Here is a 16,948-nt window from a genome sequence, read left to right as displayed (position 1 = left end):
ATCATAGTCAATAAAAATTGCAGAATATACCGCTTACATGATAAATGTCTTTCTATTCTGACATAATAAAAGACCGTCCTTTTACGGACGGCTTTTCACTTTGTGTGAAGCACTCTTTTTTCAAATCGGGAAATGTCCGTAAGAGAGCCGATAACGATGAGAATATCTTCTTTTTGGATCATTTCAGTCGCCAGCGGAGATACGATCACTTCTTTTTCTCTCTTGATGGCCACGATATTAATGCCGTACTTCGCCCGGATGTCCAGATCAAGCAGTGTGTTGCCCGCAAGCCTGCTGTTGGCCACGATCTCCACAATGCTGTGTTCGTCGGACAGCTCCAAATAATCAAGCACATTATTTGATACGATGTTGTGGGCGATGCGTTTTGCCATGTCACGTTCAGGGTGGACGATGTGGTCGGCCCCGATTTTCGCAAGCACTTTCTCATGATAATCGTTCTGCGCTTTAACCGTGATCGTGTTCACGCCGAGTTCCTTTAAGATCAGCGTCGTTAAAATGCTCGCCTGTATATTTTCGCCGATTGCCACAATGACGTGGTCAAAGTTGCGCAGCCCTAAGTTTTTCAGCACTGATTCATCGGTTGAATCGCCGATGACCGCGTGTGATGCGATTTTGGCGTATTCATTTACTTTATCTTCATCAATATCCATCGCCATGACCTCAAGGCCTTCTTCACTTAATGCTTTGCAAATACTTCCGCCGAAGCGTCCGAGACCGATAACGGCAAACTCTTTTCTCATAACAGTACTCCTTTAAACAATATCTCTAATAGGAATAGTATCACATTTTCGGCAATGAGTTCATATAGCGTTTAAGCTTTTCTGAAAAGGCCGGCGATAAATACAAATCCGCTCCGCGTTCGATTTCTTCCTGATAGTGACCCGGAGGCGCAATTTCCTCAGCTTTATCAAGAACGAGAAATGTCAGGACGCCTCTGTATACACGGCCGCCGGCACACACTTCTATGAACGCGGGACGGTATGTGTGGTTATCAACACCTTCTCTTTTGTACAGATAGGTTGCCGCTTCAAACGGGAGCTTGTACAGCACGCCTTCAGTTCGTCCCCCGTCTTCAACAAGATCGGCTCTGGAACCGTCAGGACGCCTTAATGTGAATCTCGTCGAATACCCTTCAACAACCGCCCCTCCGACCGGCTCGGCAAAAAAGTGGTCGACCCCCGCCTGTTTAAACCGGGCATTGTCCATACAGGAGCCGTATGCGAAATAATAAACCGGACTGTCATCCTCCCGTTTCATAAAACGGTATTCTTTCCAGTCTCCGCTCTTGATACGGCTGAATGAGGCACACTGGTCGGGCTTTACGACATATGCGAAGGCGGTTTTATTCCCGGCATCCGTCGTCACGGCAACCTCTTTTCGATCAAAATCAGCATAATACGCATCCAGCTTACGGATCATCTGATGATCTGTTTCATACAATTCCCCGTACACAAAAGCTGTTTCTGCTAAAGACGCCGCAGGCTGACCTTTATCCGTTTCGTACAGCACGCCGTTTATCGCAGCCTGCTCGCACACACACGGAGCGCCTTTCAGCAGTTCATGATTTTCTTCACGCTTCCGTAACAAACCGTATACAAAAAGAAGCAAGTTATTTTTCCTCCTTTTGGACAGCAGCCGCTTCTAACGGCAGAATCACCTGAAACGTACTGCCTTCTCCATTTTTGCTCTTAATGTTAAGTTTACCATTATGCTCCTTCAGAATTCGTAAACAAATCGGAAGACCGAGACCCGTTCCCTGATCTTTTGTTGAGAAAAACGGTTTCCCGATGTTTTCAAGCTTTTCTTTCGACATGCCGTTTCCTTCATCCTGTATGCTGATCACCGCGTATTCTTCATCCCGTTTTGTATAAATATGAATATTCCCGCCGTCAGGCATCGCTTCAATCGCATTTTTAATAATATTGATAAATACCTGTTTCAGCTGGTTTTCGTCACCGTTGACCATACAGGACTCAGTCTGCCTGAAATCCTTCTCAATCACAGTGTTCGACAGCACCGCGTTCGTGTCAAGAAGCGTTGCCACCTGCCGTAAAATATGGTTGAGATGATGAGCGGTAAACGTCACGGTCTGCGGCTTGGCGAGCAGAAGGAGCTCCCCCAGCACAAGGTCAATCCTTTTAATCTCCGAAAAAATAATATCAAAATAATCCGTTCTTTCCGGATACTGGGCTTTCATCAGCTGGAGAAAGCCGCTGACTGATGTTAAAGGATTTCTTACTTCATGGGCGATTCCTGCCGCAAGCTCCCCGGCAATGGCCAGCTTTTGAGATTGCATGGCAAGGCGTTCGTTCGTTTCCAGAAGCTCGTCGACCGCTTTTTTCCGTTCACTGATATCAGACATCGTCCCCAGGCTTCCGACAAATTTCTGTCTGCGGTCATAATACAGCTTATAATGGACTTCTCCCCAAAAGATCGAGCCGTCTCTTTTAATATATTTGGCCGTAAACATTCCTGACGGGGACTGCTGCTTGATTTGGGAGATAATATAATCAATAATATGTTTTTCTTTTATAAAATAATCATTATACATCGTGCCCATACATTCGCTGATGGAGTGGCCCGTAATCGCCGTCCAGGCCTGATTCAAATATGTAATATTCCCTTGAGCATCCGTCTGAAAAACGATTTCCTGCAAATTGTCCATGATCCGGTTTTTCTCATCTGAAAGCGCCTTTGCTTTCTGCTCGCTGTCCTTCAGCTCCGTCAGCAGCTGCTTTTTATTATCCACATAATAAGCCAGCAGCCAGACGCTGATTAATGTGACGGCGGTAAAGGTGATGTCAACTGGCCAGTTAATCGGATTCCGTTCAATCATATAAAATAAATAATCCCAAAACATAATAAAAATCATTGCCAAGATTAAGGAAATGATACGCGCTTGATATTTTCCCATAGTCCCACCTGCCGCTAGCATTTCTACATATATTGTAACATTGTTGACTGCATTATTGACTAAAAAATGATAACTATTCCCAATTAATTGAGCAGGTTCGCTTACTTTTCCCGTGAGTTTTTGCACAAGTTCATAATAAAAGGACGGAATGATGCTCCGCCCTTTTTGCTGATTATGATCTATCTTTTAACGCTTCCTCGATTTCCTCAAGCAGCATTTTCGCTCCTTCAGGACTTAAAATAATTTTGCCGTTGCCGTACTCCTGATTTTCGGGAGTAATTTCCCCCGTCATTAAGCAAATGCCGTGCGGCTTGTATTTTTTCAAGACAATTTTGTCTCCGTCAACGAAAAATTCAATACTATCTTTAATAGCGATATCCAATGCTCTTCTCAATTCAATCGGCATGACAATACGCCCGAGTTCGTCTACTTTTCTTACTACACCAATTGATTTCATAGAAATCCCCTACTTCCTTTAATGTCTCTTCTTTATGTCCAAGGAAAATCCTTCATAAACGTAGACGAAAGGAACGGAGCAAAAGTTTCTCAGCATCCGGAACTGAATGTTTTTTTACAGAAGAAAATCCTTTTGAAATATGGGATACAGACTTTCCCTCCTTTTTTACAAAAACATTTCATTCCCGGCGGAAACCCCCAAAAATCGTGGTTTTTCTCAGAAACTTTAAATGTAGAATCAATTAAATCAGGATAGGGATTGGGTGAAAACATGTTTCAATCAACTGAGATCGGAATCGACTTAGGAACCGCTAATATACTTGTTTACAGTAAAAATAAAGGAATTATTTTAAACGAGCCTTCCGTTGTCGCTGTAGATACAACAACGAAAGCGGTGCTTGCCATCGGAACGGATGCCAAAAGCATGATCGGAAAGACGCCGGGGAAAATCGTCGCCGTTCGGCCGATGAAAGACGGTGTCATTGCTGATTATGATATGACAACTGACTTATTAAAACACATTATGAAAAAAGCCGGAAAAAAAATCGGAATGACTTTCCGCAAACCGAATGTCGTCGTCTGCACGCCTTCAGGCTCAACAGCCGTTGAACGACGCGCCATCAGTGACGCTGTCAAAAACTGCGGAGCGAAAAACGTTCACTTGATTGAAGAACCCGTAGCCGCTGCAATCGGGGCCGACCTCCCTGTTGACGAGCCGGTCGCAAACGTCGTCGTAGATATCGGCGGCGGTACGACTGAAGTCGCCATCATCTCATTCGGGGGCGTCGTATCCTGCCATTCGATCAGAATCGGCGGCGACCAGCTTGATGAAGATATCGCCTCGTTCGTCAGAAAAAAATACAACCTGCTGATCGGGGAACGTACGGCAGAACAAGTGAAAATGGAAATCGGATTTGCATTGATCGAACATGTGCCGGAAACGATGGAAATCCGCGGGCGTGACCTTGTAACCGGTCTGCCGAAGACAATCAGACTGCAGTCTAATGAAATTCAGCACGCGATGCGTGAGTCGCTCCTGCATATTCTTGAAGCGATCAGAGCGACACTTGAAGATTGTCCGCCGGAGCTCAGCGGTGATATCGTTGACCGCGGCGTCGTGTTAACCGGCGGAGGCTCCCTTTTAAACGGGATGAAAGAATGGCTGACAGATGAAATCGTCGTTCCCGTTCATTTGGCGGCGAATCCGCTTGAATCAGTGGCTATCGGCACGGGGCGTTCATTAGACGTCATCGACAAACTGCAAAAAGCGATTAAATAATAAGATTGTGCTTCTTTTTTCTCCGGCCGGCTCATATTGTGAGAACTGGAGAAACATTAAGGAGGAAGCATATGCTTAGAGATGTGGGAAGACGCGTAGCAGTAGCCGTCATTTTAAGCGGAATTATTTTGGGGGGTATGAGCATTTCACTGGCCAATATGCCCCATTCTCCGGCCGGCGGCGCCGTAAAACTGAATCACCCGTAAAGACGCAGCAAAAGCTGTGTCTTTTTCGTTTGTGCTCCTTTCTTTCCTTTATGAGGCGATATTTGATATGATGAGAAAAACCGATGAGGAGGAATGAACGATGAGTTCGTTTACTGAAAAGTTACATACATATGCTCAGTTGGCGGTAGAAGTCGGCGTCAATGTCCAAAAAGGACAGCATGTCGTAATCAATGCCTCAACTGATGTCCGGGAACTTGTCAGACTGCTTGCCAAACATTCTTATGAAAAAGGCGCTAAAAACGTCACCGTAAATTGGCAGGACGATGAACTGTCCAGATTAAAATACGAGATGGCACCTTTTGAAGCGTTTGAAGAGTATCCTGAATGGGAAGCAAAAGGAAAAGAAGAGCTCGCGAAAAAAGGGGCTGCGTTTATTTCTGTCGTCTCATCCGACCCCGACCTGTTAAAAGGCACTGACGGCAAACGGATTGCAGCGTTCCAAAAAGCCGCCGGAAAAGCATTGCATACATACAGACAATATATTCAATCAGATAAGGTCAGCTGGACGGTGATCGGAGCGGCTTCAACAGGCTGGGCGAAAAAAGTGTTCCCGGATCAGCCGGAAGAAACAGCCGTTCAGCTTTTATGGGAAGAAATTTTCAAAACGACCCGCGTAAATGAAGAAAACCCTGTGGAAGCATGGAAAAAACATGATCAAAACCTTCATGAAAAAGTGGAACACTTAAACAAAAAACATTACAGCGCCCTGCATTATCAGGCTGAAGGAACAGACTTAACCATTGAACTGCCGAAAAAACATGTATGGGCAGGCGCAGGAAGCGTGAATGAAAGCGGGCACGAATTCATGGCCAACATGCCGACAGAAGAGGTTTTTACCCTTCCGCAGCGTGACGGGGTGAACGGCACGGTTTCCAGCACGAAACCGCTGAGCTACGGCGGCAACATTATTGATAACTTCACTCTTACCTTTGAAAACGGCCGCATTGTCGATGTGAAAGCTGAAAAAGGCGAGGAGATTTTAAAAGGCATCGTCGAAACCGATGAAGGCTCACACTATCTCGGTGAAGTGGCCTTAGTGCCGTACGATTCACCGATTTCACAATCAAATATTTTATTTTACAACACACTGTACGATGAAAACGCCTCTAACCACTTGGCGATCGGCAGTGCGTATGCCTTTAATATTGAGGGCGGTAAACAAATGACACGGGAAGAGCTTGTCAAAGAGGGCTTAAATGAAAGCATTACACACGTAGATTTTATGGTCGGTTCCGAAGATATGAATATCGACGGCATTACTGCGGACGGCAAAAGAGAACCGATCTTCAGAAACGGAAACTGGGCATTTTAATAAAAAAAGGAGGCGATCAGGCCTCCTTTTTTTATTTCGCTTCATACATTTGCAAGTTGGCGCAGACGGTTTCCAAAACAGGTGTATCAACTGACAAGCCTTTCGCTTTCTCAAGCAAAAATCCGTGTAAATGATCACCTTCCGTCACCCTGCCCTTTTCCATATCTCTCAGCATCGACGATTTCATATAGTAAGACATGCTTGTCAATGTGCGATAACTCTCTTCTTCCAGACCAGGATCTTTCGGGATGCCGGCAGCCTTGAAAATGGCTCCGATTTCAGCAAAGAGGCGCTTTGCGGTGTTGCGGCCGCCTTCTGTTTCTAAAATCGGTCCGACCGGCTGTTGAAACAGAGTGGTCACTCCTGCCTGCGCGGCAATAAACATATATTTTTTCCAAATGTCCTTTTCAATATCCCGGCTGATGATGACATCCGCTTTCACACCTCCAAATGCGTTTTCCAGCTCGTTCATACGTTCTGTGCGTTCCCCGTTCCATTCACCGAAAACAAAGCGGTGGGCAGCGCTCGTATGAAGAATGCCCCCTTTGTCGTTAAGGGCGCTCTCAATAAAGCAGAGGCCGCCCAGCACCTGCCGTTTTGAAAAAGCTTCAAACAGCTGGTTATAGTGCCTGTATCCGTTTAAAAAAGGAATAATGACCGACGAAGGTTTGACAAACGGTTTGACATCCCGAATGACGTCCTGCAAAGAATACGCTTTTGAAGCGATGATAACCGCGTCAAATGCTCCTTCTTCGCCCGCCATGATTAATTTCGGCTTGATTGAAACATCACCTTTTTCACTTTTGACGGTCAATCCCGTCTCTTGTAATTGTTCCGCCCGTTTCTTGCGGACGAGAAACGTCACGTCATTTCCCTTTTCTGCAAGACGCGCGCCGATATATCCGCCCACTCCTCCAGCTCCGACAACTAAAAACTTCATGATGCATTCCTCCGTCTCTTTTCAAGTTATGTATTCATTTATTGTAACGGGAAGTCAGAAGATTGAAAACTTTTTTCATAAATAAAAAAGCAGAGTCTCCCCTGCTTCTTTATTACGCGTATAGCTCTTCAAGCTTTTTCTGCACATCTGCGTTTTCAAGAAATTCGTCATAAGACATTTGTTTGTCAACAATGCCTTTAGGCGTTAATTCAATGATGCGGTTGGCAATTGTCTGTACAAACTGATGGTCATGAGATGAAAACAGCATAGCGCCTTTAAAGCTGATTAAGCCGTTGTTAAGCGCCGTAATGGATTCCAAATCTAAGTGGTTTGTCGGTTCATCCAGAATTAAAATATTCGCGCCGGAAAGCATCGCTTTTGAAAGCATGCAGCGCACTTTTTCTCCTCCGGAAAGAACGTTTGATTTTTTGTTGACTTCTTCTCCTGAGAACAGCATGCGTCCTAAGAAACCGCGCAGAAAGCTTTCGCTTTGGTCATGCGGCGAGTACTGGCGGAGCCAGTCAACAAGGTTCGCATCGCTGCCGTCAAAATATTCGCTGTTGTCTTTAGGGAAGTACGCCTGAGAAGTGGTCACGCCCCATTTAAATGTGCCGCTGTCTGCTTCCATTTCCCCGGAAATGATTTTAAACAATGTCGTAACGGCAAGTTCGTTGCGGCCCGTAAAAGCGATTTTATCTTCTCTGTTCATAATAAAGCTGACGTTATCAAGCACCTTAACCCCGTCAATCGTTTTTGTTAAGCCTTCAACCCGCAGCACGTCATTTCCGATCTCACGTTCCGGCGTGAAATTGACATAAGGATAACGGCGTGATGACGGTTTGATATCATCAAGCGTGATTTTATCAAGGAGTTTCTTTCTTGATGTCGCCTGCTTTGATTTAGAGGCGTTGGCGCTGAATCTGGCCACGAACTCCTGAAGCTGTTTAATCTGCTCTTCTTTTTTCTTGTTGGCTTCCTGAGAAAGCTTTAAAGCAAGCTGGCTGGATTCATACCAGAAATCATAGTTGCCGACGTACACTTGAATTTTATTAAAATCAAGATCGGCGATGTGCGTGCACACTTTATTTAAAAAGTGACGGTCATGGGATACGACGATGACTGTGTTCTCAAAGTTGATTAAAAACTCTTCCAGCCACTGAATCGCTTTCAGATCCAAGTGGTTGGTCGGTTCATCAAGCAGCAGAACGTCCGGCTTGCCGAACAGCGCCTGTGCCAAAAGCACTTTCACCTTTTCTGAACCGCCTAAGTCAGCCATTTTCTTCGTATGCAGGTCTTCAGAGATGCCCAGGCCCTTTAACAAAATAGCGGCTTCACTTTCAGCTTCCCATCCGTTTAATTCTGCAAACTCTCCTTCAAGCTCAGCGGCGCGGATGCCGTCTTCATCTGAAAAATCAGGCTTCATATAAATCGCGTCTTTTTCCTGCATGACTTCGTATAAACGTTTATGTCCCATAATGACGACTTTCAGCACTTCGAAGTCTTCATATTCAAAGTGGTTCTGCTTCAGAATGGCAAGACGTTCGCCCGGGCTCATATGGACATCGCCGGTCTGCGGCTCCAGCTCACCGGATAAAATTTTCAAAAATGTTGATTTTCCGGCACCGTTTGCGCCTATTAATCCGTAGCAGTTGCCCGGCGTAAATTTAATATTGACATCTTCAAATAACTTGCGATCCGCAAAACGCAAGCTCACATTATTTACAGCAATCATTTAGAATCCTCCATCGTGTCTATCATCATTAAAAGTATACCATGAATAAAGGGGAAGAGAAATGTTTCCCTGCGAATATACGGGTTTGAAAAGATGCAGGCGTCAAACCCGGAGCCCTGTGATACAATAGATATATATACATATTCATCACGGAGGAACAAGTTGAAGCTTTTAACACTCACAGAATATTGTCTTATGATTTTCTTTACCGGGGTTTTTCTGGCCGTCACAGGCTTTACCGCACGTGACATCGGCTTGTACGTCGGAATCGCCCTCATTTATACGTTTTCGCATCTCTTTTCAGAACGGATGCTTGAAAAACGCGGCAAAGAGAAGCAGCAGGTGAATCTTTTTTTCAGCGTTCTGGCCATTGTCGGATCAGTGCTGGCCACGGTAATGTTCATCGCCATCGCCGCCTCGTTTGCCAAATAAAAAACGCCTGCTGTCCAAATCGGGCAGCGCGGCGTTTTTATTTTGTCTGACGCATATCATGAAACGGGAAGAACACAAACTTCGAGGTGCCGACGATCCGGTTTTCGGCAATTAAACCGAGTCCGTTCCGGCTGTCCATTGAGTTCAGCCGATTGTCGCCCATGACGAAGTATTTGCCTTTCGGAACCTTTACGGGGCCGAAATCTCCCGTCAGGTTGACTCCCAGTTTTTTCGCTTCTTTTTTATTGCTCGCGAGGTACGGTTCTGCGATTTTTTTGCCGTTTATATAAAGCGTGTCATTTTTCATTTCCACCGTTTCTCCAGGTTTTCCGATGAGCCGCTTTACATAATGGACTTTCGATGTATCGCCGTTAATAATGACGATGTCCCCCCGCTCGATTTCTCCGATATAATTGACGCTTTTGTTGACAAACAGCCTTTCACCGTCATGTAATGTCGGGTACATTGATGATCCTTCCACTAAGTACGGTTCAAACAGGAAATGGCGGATTAACAGCGCAAGTGCGACTGCTATGATGATGGCCTTTCCCCATTCCCAATATGTGTTGGATTTTCTTTTTACCGATTTTTCAGAAGTAGGTTTTTGTTCTTCAGTCAACGTGGTTCCTCCTAGACGATCACTGTTTCAGTTCATGTACCATCTTTACTTTATCATAACTCATCATAAAATACATAACGCTTCTATGCGTACATGATTGAAAAAAGCGCCCGTAAAGGACGCTTTTTGCTTATTTCTCTGCAACCGGTTTTTTGACGATTCCCAAGATAACCGCCGTTACAATCGCTCCGATCACGATGCTCATTAAGTACAGCAGCGGATGGTTCGTAATGAATGCAACGAATATTCCTCCGTGCGGTGCAGGAAGCGTTACCCGGAAAAACTCTGTCAACCCGCCCGCTACCGCAGAACCGACAACGGCTGCAGGGATGACGCGAAGCGGATCAGCCGCTGCAAACGGGATGGCGCCTTCTGTAACGAAAGCTGCTCCCATGAAGTAGCACGTAATACCGGCTTCACGGTCACGTTTAGAGAATTTGTGTTTAAAGAATGTAGTCGCCAGTGCGATTCCAAGCGGCGGAGCCATTCCGCCCGCCATGATGGCCGCATGCGGTGCATAGTTTCCGGCATCGATCATCGCAATTCCGAAAGTGAACGCCGCTTTATTAAGCGGGCCGCCCATGTCGATAGCCATCATACCGCCTAAAATAATACCCATTAAAACAAGGTTTCCGGTTCCAAGGCTTTCAAGCCAATTTGTTAAGAAATTCATGAACGCTGCGACAGGTGTGTTTATGACAAATTGCATCAGAACTCCTGTGATAAAAATACCGAGCAGCGGATAAATCAATACAGGTTTTAATCCGTCAAGAGTCTGAGGAATAAAGACAAACAGCTTTTTCAAAAGGACTACGACATAACCGGCTAAGAATCCGGCAATCAGTCCGCCCAAGAATCCGGCATTCGCCTGCGTAGCCATAAATCCGCCGACCATACCCGGCGCAAATCCCGGACGGTCCGCAATACTCATTGCAATGAATCCGGCAAGAACGGCAACGATCAGTTTTAACGCATTATCGCCGCCGATAAAGTTCAGCGCTGCGGCAAACGTGTTGTATGTCGGGTCTTTCGGATCAGCTGAATGAATTCCCCAGAAGAATGAAATCGCAACGAGAATTCCGCCGCCGACGACAAATGGCAGCATGTTGCTGACACCGCTCATTAAGTGTTTATAGAAAGTACTTCCGATGCTTGTGCCTGATTTCTGTTTCGGGCCGTCTTCATTTGAAGCGGAAGATCCTCCGCCGCTGCCCTCGTAAATCGGCGCATCTTGGTTAACGGCTTTTTCAATCAGTTCCTGAGGACGTCTGATACCGGCCGTTACAGGCACTTGAAGAACATGTTTGCCTTTAAAGCGTTCCATTTCAACCTGTTTATCAGCCGCCACGATAATCGCAGGCGCGTCTTCAATTTCTTGAGCCGTCAGCTTATGTTTGATACCGCTTGAGCCGTTTGTCTCGACTTTAATGTCAACGCCGAGCTCTTTCGCTTTTTCCTTCAGTGCGTCAGCTGCCATAAACGTATGGGCGATACCTGTCGGACATGCCGTAACGGCAAGGATTTTGCCTTTTCCTGACGGCGCTGCCTGTTCTTCCTGCTCTTCTTCTTCCTCATCGTCATCTTTGTCATGCTGATTGATGATGTCAATGATCGCATCTTCTGATTCAGCTTCAAGAAGCTGTTTGCGGATTTCCTCACGCATGAGAAGCGTTGAAAGTCTTGATAATGCCTCAAGGTGCGTATTATTCGCTCCTTCGGTTGCCGCAATCATAAAGACCAGGTGTGCCGGCTGACCGTCTAATGATTCATAATCCACACCATCTTTTGAACGGCCGAATGCGATGGCCGGGTTAATGACGCTCGCCGTCTTCGCATGAGGAATGGCAATGCCTTCGCCGATTCCCGTCGAGCTTTGGCTTTCACGATTTAAAATGGCTGCTTTGTAAGCCTCTCTGTCATTTAATCTGCCGGCTTTGTCAAGCACTGTCACCATTTCATCGATAACGTTTTCTTTCTCTTTGCTTTCTATATTGAGATGAATTGTATCTCTTGTTAACAGCTCAGTTATCTTCACTTTTCTTTCCTCCTCTATAGACGTGTGACTTTAACTTCAGGAAGAAGCTGCTGTACAAACTCTTCAGTTCCGAGTTCTTCAGAAAATGCCGTCGCGCTTCCGGAAGCAACTCCTAAACGGAACGCATCTTCCAAAGGCAGCTGTTTTGAAATTCCCGCAAGGAATCCCGCGACGACGGAATCACCCGCGCCTACCGAATTGACAAGCTTTCCTTTAGGAACATTGGCGAGGAAAACCGCCTCTTTCGTAAATAAAAGCGCACCGTCGCCAGCCATCGAAACAATCGCGTGTTCAGCGCCTTGTTCAATCAATTTTTTACCGTAAGGAACGGCAGCTTCGGCTGAATCAATGACCGTATTGAACATTTCCCCAAGCTCATGATGATTCGGCTTCATCAAAAACGGTTTCATTTCTGTCGCTTTCATCAGCGCTTCACCGGAGATGTCCACCACTACCCGGGCATTCTGCTTTCTGCATGCCTCAGCAATTTTTTCATACGTGTTATGCGGCAGGGAAGAAGGAATGCTTCCCGCTAAAACGACGATGTCTCCCTCTTCCAGAGCGGAGAACTGTTCTAAAAAGGCATTGAACACTTCGTCTGAAATCGTCGGGCCCTGTCCGTTAATTTCCGTTTCATCGCCCGTTTTCAGTTTTACATTTATACGCGTGTCTTCATCCACCTCAGAAAAAGCCGTTTCCAGACCTTCCTGCTGCAAAAATGACGTGATATAATTTCCGGTAAATCCGCCGACAAACCCCAATGCTTTTGACGGCACATGGTGTCTTTTCAGTAATCTCGAAACGTTGATGCCTTTTCCGCCGGGATACTTCGTGTCATAGCTGGAACGGTTTAAACCGCCTACTGCAAAATCTTCAACGTGAACGATATAGTCAACAGACGGATTGAGGGTTACAGTGTAAATCATGGTTTCACTACCTTTACGACAGTTTTTTCTTGGTAATTATCGAATGCAAGTTCTTCAGCTTCAGTGGTAATGATAGCGGCATCGCCCAAGGCCGCGAACGCTGCGAAAGAAATCTCGCCGAATTTAGAAGGATCGGCTAAAACATACGCATTTTTCGCCTGTCTCACAGCCTTTGTCTTCAGAAGAGCCTCATCCGGATCGGGTGTTGTAAAGCCGGCTTCAATGTGCACGCCGTTCACCCCGAGGAAGCTTTTGTCAAAACGGTACTGGCTGACCGCCGTTAATGAGGCGCCGCCGATCATCGCACCTGTTCTATGCTTCACATATCCTCCGAGAAGATAAAAGGGAATCCCTTTCCTTATTAAAGCGTCGATATGCATAACTCCGTTTGTGACAACCACAATGTCCTTAGATGGATCTATAAAATCAATCATGTGCAATGTAGTTGTTCCCGCATCAAGATAAATACAGTCACCTTCTTCTAATAAAGATGCCGCTTCTTCTGCGATCTTCAGTTTACCCTGAAGGTTTTTGGAGGATTTTTCAAGCATATCGGGTTCTTGCCTGCTGTTGGAAAGTTTAGACGCCCCGCCGTGAACGCGCTTTAAAAATCCGCGCTCTTCGAGTGTTGATAAATCTCTTCTGATCGTTGATTCAGAAGCATTTGTCATGCTTATCAGCTCTTGAATCTTCACCACATCACGCTTTTCAATCTGATCAATAATAAGCTGATACCTTTCAGGAGTGAGCATATTCCGCCTCCTTTGGAAACGTATTCATTTCGGCTGCAAGATAATTGTAAACGCTTTTTTTACTTCTAGCAACTAAAATCACTCAAATTCATTCAATAACTATCAAAATCTTTCACATTTGTTCATATTAACGTATGTACATAGGGTTTGTAAACTGTAAATTCGACAAAAAGGGGGACAATTGTATGACATTTTCTTTTTATCATAAATGAAAAAAGTCTATTATATTCATTCAATCATTAAAACACAAAAAAACCCCATGCAGACTGCATGGGGCGCCGGTTATTCATACCTTAATGCTTCAATCGGATCTAAGCGTGATGCTTTGTTGGCGGGCAGCATGCCGAAAATGACACCGATCAGCATACTGAACAGCACACCGATACAAACCACCTGCCAGGAAACGAGCGACGGCCAGCCTGCGATAAGGGAAACGAGTGATGCTCCCCCGTAGCCGAGACAGATTCCGATTAAGCCGCCGATTAATGTAAGCACAACAGATTCAATTAAGAATTGTGTCAGAATCTGTCCTCTCGTGGCACCGAGCGATTTGCGGATGCCGATTTCTCTTGTCCGTTCCGTCACTGATACGAGCATAATATTCATGACCCCGATCCCGCCGACAACGAGAGAAATACCGGCGATCGAACCGATGATCGTCGTCATGACGGTCGTGACCTGGCCGATTCCCGCCGCGATTTCTTCCATATTCATGACTTGATAGGCCTCTTTTGTACCGTGATTGTCATTTAAGAGACGGGCCGCTTCTTTTCCTGTTGATTTGATTTGATCAGCTGACTCCGTCTGAACGGAAACGTTGCTGTAGTCGTTAGTACCGAAAGACGTTTTCAGCATGTTGAACGGCACATACATTTCACTGAGTCCTAACGATAAAAAGCCGCTCTCTTCTTTCAGTACGCCGATTACTTCAACGGGCTGTCCGCCGGCCCAGACGATTTTTCCGAGCGGAGACGTTTTCCCGAACAGCTTTTCAGCCATTTTTTTCGAGATGATTCCTGCTCTTTTCCCGGAAAGAAAATCATTATCCGTAAATGTCCGTCCATCTTGAACGTCCAGCTTTTTTACGTCCATGTAGCCGCTGTTAATGCCGTTCAGCGTAATATCCGTGTCTTCTTCATGGTAACGGGCCGTCATGGATTTTACCGCGGAAGCGACAACCTGCTTTACGCCGTCCACTCCTTTTAATCCATTAATATCTTCTTCTGTAAAACTCGCTTCCTGTAAGGCGTTCGGATTGGCTGTTAATTCTTCATCACTGGGCATGTAAAACAATTCAATCGTATTGCCCGGCCCGCTGATGGATTGCTTCAGCATTTGCTCTCCGCCCTGGCCGACAGCCACAACAACAATTACTGAACCGACGCCGATAATGATTCCGAGCATTGTCAGAATCGATCTCAGCTTGTGAGCTCTTACGGAACTGAGGGCCATCCGGAGATTTTCTAACAGGCTCATTCCCCCACTCTCCTCTGCTCAGCATCGCGGGAAACGATCATGCCGTCACGGACGAAAATCACTCTGTTTGTACAGTCCGCCACTTCAGGCTCATGAGTGACGAGCACCACGGTCACGCCCTCTGCATTAAGCTCTGTGAACTGCTCCATAATGGAAATGCTTGTTTTCGTATCCAGTGCGCCGGTCGGTTCATCAGCTAAAATGAGCTTCGGTTCGTTCACAATGGCTCTTGCAATCGCGACACGCTGCTTCTGGCCGCCTGACAGCTCATTCGGCATGTGACGCATCCGATCCGCCAAACCGACTTTTTCCAGCGCGTGCTCAGCCCGTTCCTCACGCTCTTTTTTGCCGATACCGGCGTAGATCATGGGGAGTTCGACATTTTTTCTTGCATTCAATCGCGGCAGCAGCTGAAACTGCTGAAAGACAAATCCGATTGATTTGTTCCGGACCGCCGCAAGCTCTTTTTCAGTGCATGAAGAAACATCTTCGCCCGCAAGCCTGTAACTGCCGGACGTCGGTCTGTCCAGACAGCCGATGATATTCATGATCGTAGATTTTCCCGATCCCGACGGTCCCATAATTGACACATATTCTCCTTCTTCAATCGTCAAGTCAATTGAACGAAGAACATCAAACGTCTCCTTGCCGATCTGATAGCTTTTTTTCACCTTTGAAAGCTGAATCATCTATGCTTTCACATCCGTTCCGTCAGTCAAACCGTCAGCCGGATTCAGAATGACTTTATCATCCTTTGAAAGCCCCTCTTTTATCTCCGTAAGCTGATTTGCGGTATCGCCGACTTTAACTTTCACGCGTTTGGCCTTCCCGTCTTTTACCGTAAAGACCCAGTGCTCATCTCCGTCTTTTTTGACTGCGGAGGACGGCAGCGTATCGGCTTTCCGTTTGTCGGTTTCAATGTTCATAATTAATTTAAATCCCGGTTTGCCTTCCGGAAGGTTTCCGATCAGCTTAACCTGAAACGGATACTGGACGGCTTGTTCCGTGCTTTCCCCCGAAGCAGCGCTTGACTTTTGATCAGGAACGAGGCCGACAGCCGCCACTCTCCCTTTCCACGTTTTACCTGGAATGGCGTCTGAGGTAATTGTAACGCTTTGGCCCTTTTTCACTTTCAGCGTGTCGTATTCGGACAAATTGCCGGCAACGATCAGGTGTTCCGGGTCTCCTATATGTATAACCGGTTCTTGAATATCCGATTTTTTAGAAGCCGCTTCTTGATTTACCGAGATTACCGTCCCGTCCATCTCACTCTTAACATTGAGATTCGCCACCTGATTTTCAAGAGACTGCTTTTGCAAATCAGATTGCTTTAATTCGATTTCCGCCGTTTTTTGCTGAAGCTGCAGATCAGTCCGTTCGGATTCAATTTGTTTTTTGGCTTCCGCTTCTCCCACTTGTTTTGCCAGATCTTGTTCCTTGCTGTTTAATGCTCTGAGTTTTTCTTCAACTTGTTCGATTTGCATCCGTTTTGATTGTTCTGTCAACTCATTTTGTTCTTTATCAAGATTGAGCTGCTCATTTGTATACGTGACTAACGACGACCCTTTTTTTACTTTGTCGCCTTCTTTTACTTTCACTTTATCAAGAGTTCCTTTATCCGCTTCATAAAAAACATACTGTTCTTTAGAGAATTTAAGTGTTCCCGGAACCATAACCGTAGAGGAGATTTCTCTGTTTTCCATGGTTCCGGTTTCGATTTTTTTCCCGGCGCTGCCGCCCGCGGGAGCGGCAGACTTATAAATATTGATACCGATGAATACTGCAACAATTACGGCGATGCCGATTCCGATCCAAATTTTTTTCATG

At 45.8% G+C, this 16,948-nt stretch carries 17 protein-coding genes; 4 read left to right on the top strand and 13 right to left on the bottom strand.

Features of this window, described 5'->3' with window-relative positions:
• Nucleotides 1–95: 95 nt before the first annotated feature.
• The 4 genes from ktrC to NYE36_RS07715 all read right to left on the bottom strand — a co-directional run bounded on the left by ktrC (nucleotide 96) and on the right by NYE36_RS07715 (nucleotide 3,392).
• On the bottom strand, nucleotides 96–761 hold the full coding sequence (ktrC, locus tag NYE36_RS07730; protein WP_003154554.1) for a Ktr system potassium transporter KtrC: 666 nt from the start codon (nucleotides 759–761) through the stop codon (nucleotides 96–98).
• A 40-nt stretch (nucleotides 762–801) separates the two neighbouring features.
• Entirely contained in the window at nucleotides 802–1,629 is an 828-nt protein-coding gene (locus NYE36_RS07725; RefSeq protein ID WP_015239773.1) for a gamma-glutamylcyclotransferase family protein, read from the bottom strand.
• A 1-nt stretch (nucleotide 1,630) separates the two neighbouring features.
• On the bottom strand, nucleotides 1,631–2,935 hold the full coding sequence (locus NYE36_RS07720) for an ATP-binding protein (protein WP_064108138.1): 1,305 nt from the start codon (nucleotides 2,933–2,935) through the stop codon (nucleotides 1,631–1,633).
• Nucleotides 2,936–3,107: 172 nt separating this feature from the next.
• Nucleotides 3,108–3,392, bottom strand: coding sequence for an AbrB/MazE/SpoVT family DNA-binding domain-containing protein (locus NYE36_RS07715; protein WP_003154557.1), 285 nt, complete (start codon nucleotides 3,390–3,392; stop codon nucleotides 3,108–3,110).
• Nucleotides 3,393–3,662: 270 nt separating this feature from the next.
• Here NYE36_RS07715 and mreBH point away from each other — a divergent pair, with 270 nt between their 5' ends.
• The 3 genes from mreBH to NYE36_RS07700 all read left to right on the top strand — a co-directional run bounded on the left by mreBH (nucleotide 3,663) and on the right by NYE36_RS07700 (nucleotide 6,209).
• Nucleotides 3,663–4,670 carry a cell shape-determining protein MreBH gene (gene mreBH, locus NYE36_RS07710; protein WP_003154558.1) on the top strand — a complete coding sequence of 336 codons (1,008 nt, stop codon included), beginning with the start codon at nucleotides 3,663–3,665 and terminating at the stop codon, nucleotides 4,668–4,670.
• Nucleotides 4,671–4,741: 71 nt separating this feature from the next.
• The gene (locus NYE36_RS07705) at nucleotides 4,742–4,876 is read left to right on the top strand and encodes a protein YkpC (protein ID WP_003154559.1); all 135 of its coding nucleotides are present in this window, start codon (nucleotides 4,742–4,744) and stop codon (nucleotides 4,874–4,876) included.
• Between the two features lie 100 nt (nucleotides 4,877–4,976).
• On the top strand, nucleotides 4,977–6,209 hold the full coding sequence (locus tag NYE36_RS07700; RefSeq protein WP_094032405.1) for an aminopeptidase: 1,233 nt from the start codon (nucleotides 4,977–4,979) through the stop codon (nucleotides 6,207–6,209).
• 31 nt (nucleotides 6,210–6,240) lie between these two features.
• Here the strand turns inward: NYE36_RS07700 and NYE36_RS07695 are convergent, their stop codons facing one another.
• Together NYE36_RS07695 and NYE36_RS07690 are read right to left on the bottom strand one after the other, a co-directional pair.
• Nucleotides 6,241–7,149, bottom strand: a complete 909-nt coding sequence (locus NYE36_RS07695; RefSeq protein WP_064115428.1) for a ketopantoate reductase family protein — start codon at nucleotides 7,147–7,149, stop codon at nucleotides 6,241–6,243.
• A 112-nt stretch (nucleotides 7,150–7,261) separates the two neighbouring features.
• Nucleotides 7,262–8,881, bottom strand: a complete 1,620-nt coding sequence (locus tag NYE36_RS07690; RefSeq protein WP_007409642.1) for an ATP-binding cassette domain-containing protein — start codon at nucleotides 8,879–8,881, stop codon at nucleotides 7,262–7,264.
• Nucleotides 8,882–9,043: 162 nt separating this feature from the next.
• On the opposite strand from NYE36_RS07690, the gene NYE36_RS07685 reads away from it, so the two are divergent.
• Complete coding sequence (locus NYE36_RS07685; protein WP_144463977.1) at nucleotides 9,044–9,313, top strand: hypothetical protein; 270 nt, start codon at nucleotides 9,044–9,046, stop codon at nucleotides 9,311–9,313.
• A gap of 37 nt (nucleotides 9,314–9,350) precedes the next feature.
• Here NYE36_RS07685 and lepB read toward each other — a convergent pair whose 3' ends face one another.
• From lepB to NYE36_RS07650, 7 genes are all read right to left on the bottom strand, one after another.
• A complete protein-coding gene (gene lepB / locus NYE36_RS07680) occupies nucleotides 9,351–9,932 on the bottom strand; it encodes a signal peptidase I (RefSeq protein ID WP_003154568.1) in 582 nt (193 codons plus the stop codon).
• Between the two features lie 130 nt (nucleotides 9,933–10,062).
• Nucleotides 10,063–11,967 (bottom strand): PTS fructose transporter subunit IIABC, encoded by a 1,905-nt coding sequence (locus tag NYE36_RS07675; protein WP_025284667.1) that lies wholly within the window; start codon nucleotides 11,965–11,967, stop codon nucleotides 10,063–10,065.
• 14 nt (nucleotides 11,968–11,981) lie between these two features.
• Nucleotides 11,982–12,893: a 1-phosphofructokinase gene (pfkB, locus tag NYE36_RS07670; protein WP_003154572.1), complete on the bottom strand. Its 912-nt coding sequence runs from the start codon at nucleotides 12,891–12,893 to the stop codon at nucleotides 11,982–11,984.
• Nucleotides 12,890–13,645 (bottom strand): DeoR/GlpR family DNA-binding transcription regulator, encoded by a 756-nt coding sequence (locus NYE36_RS07665; protein WP_015417380.1) that lies wholly within the window; start codon nucleotides 13,643–13,645, stop codon nucleotides 12,890–12,892. The genes pfkB and NYE36_RS07665 overlap by 4 nt, the downstream gene beginning before the upstream one ends.
• Nucleotides 13,646–13,927: 282 nt before the next feature.
• Nucleotides 13,928–15,121: an ABC transporter permease gene (locus NYE36_RS07660; RefSeq protein WP_015417379.1), complete on the bottom strand. Its 1,194-nt coding sequence runs from the start codon at nucleotides 15,119–15,121 to the stop codon at nucleotides 13,928–13,930.
• Nucleotides 15,118–15,810 carry an ABC transporter ATP-binding protein gene (locus NYE36_RS07655; protein WP_007409637.1) on the bottom strand — a complete coding sequence of 231 codons (693 nt, stop codon included), beginning with the start codon at nucleotides 15,808–15,810 and terminating at the stop codon, nucleotides 15,118–15,120. Before NYE36_RS07655 ends, NYE36_RS07660 begins: the two co-directional genes overlap by 4 nt.
• A complete protein-coding gene (locus tag NYE36_RS07650; protein WP_012117453.1) occupies nucleotides 15,811–16,947 on the bottom strand; it encodes an efflux RND transporter periplasmic adaptor subunit in 1,137 nt (378 codons plus the stop codon). It lies immediately after the preceding gene.
• Nucleotide 16,948: the final 1 nt, after the last annotated feature.

This window comes from Bacillus sp. FSL R5-0593 (assembly GCF_038603755.1).
GTDB classification, from domain to species: Bacteria; Bacillota; Bacilli; order Bacillales; family Bacillaceae; genus Bacillus; species Bacillus velezensis.
The sequence above is the reverse complement of the archived record's forward strand: the minus strand, read 5'-3'. Positions and strand labels throughout refer to the sequence as shown.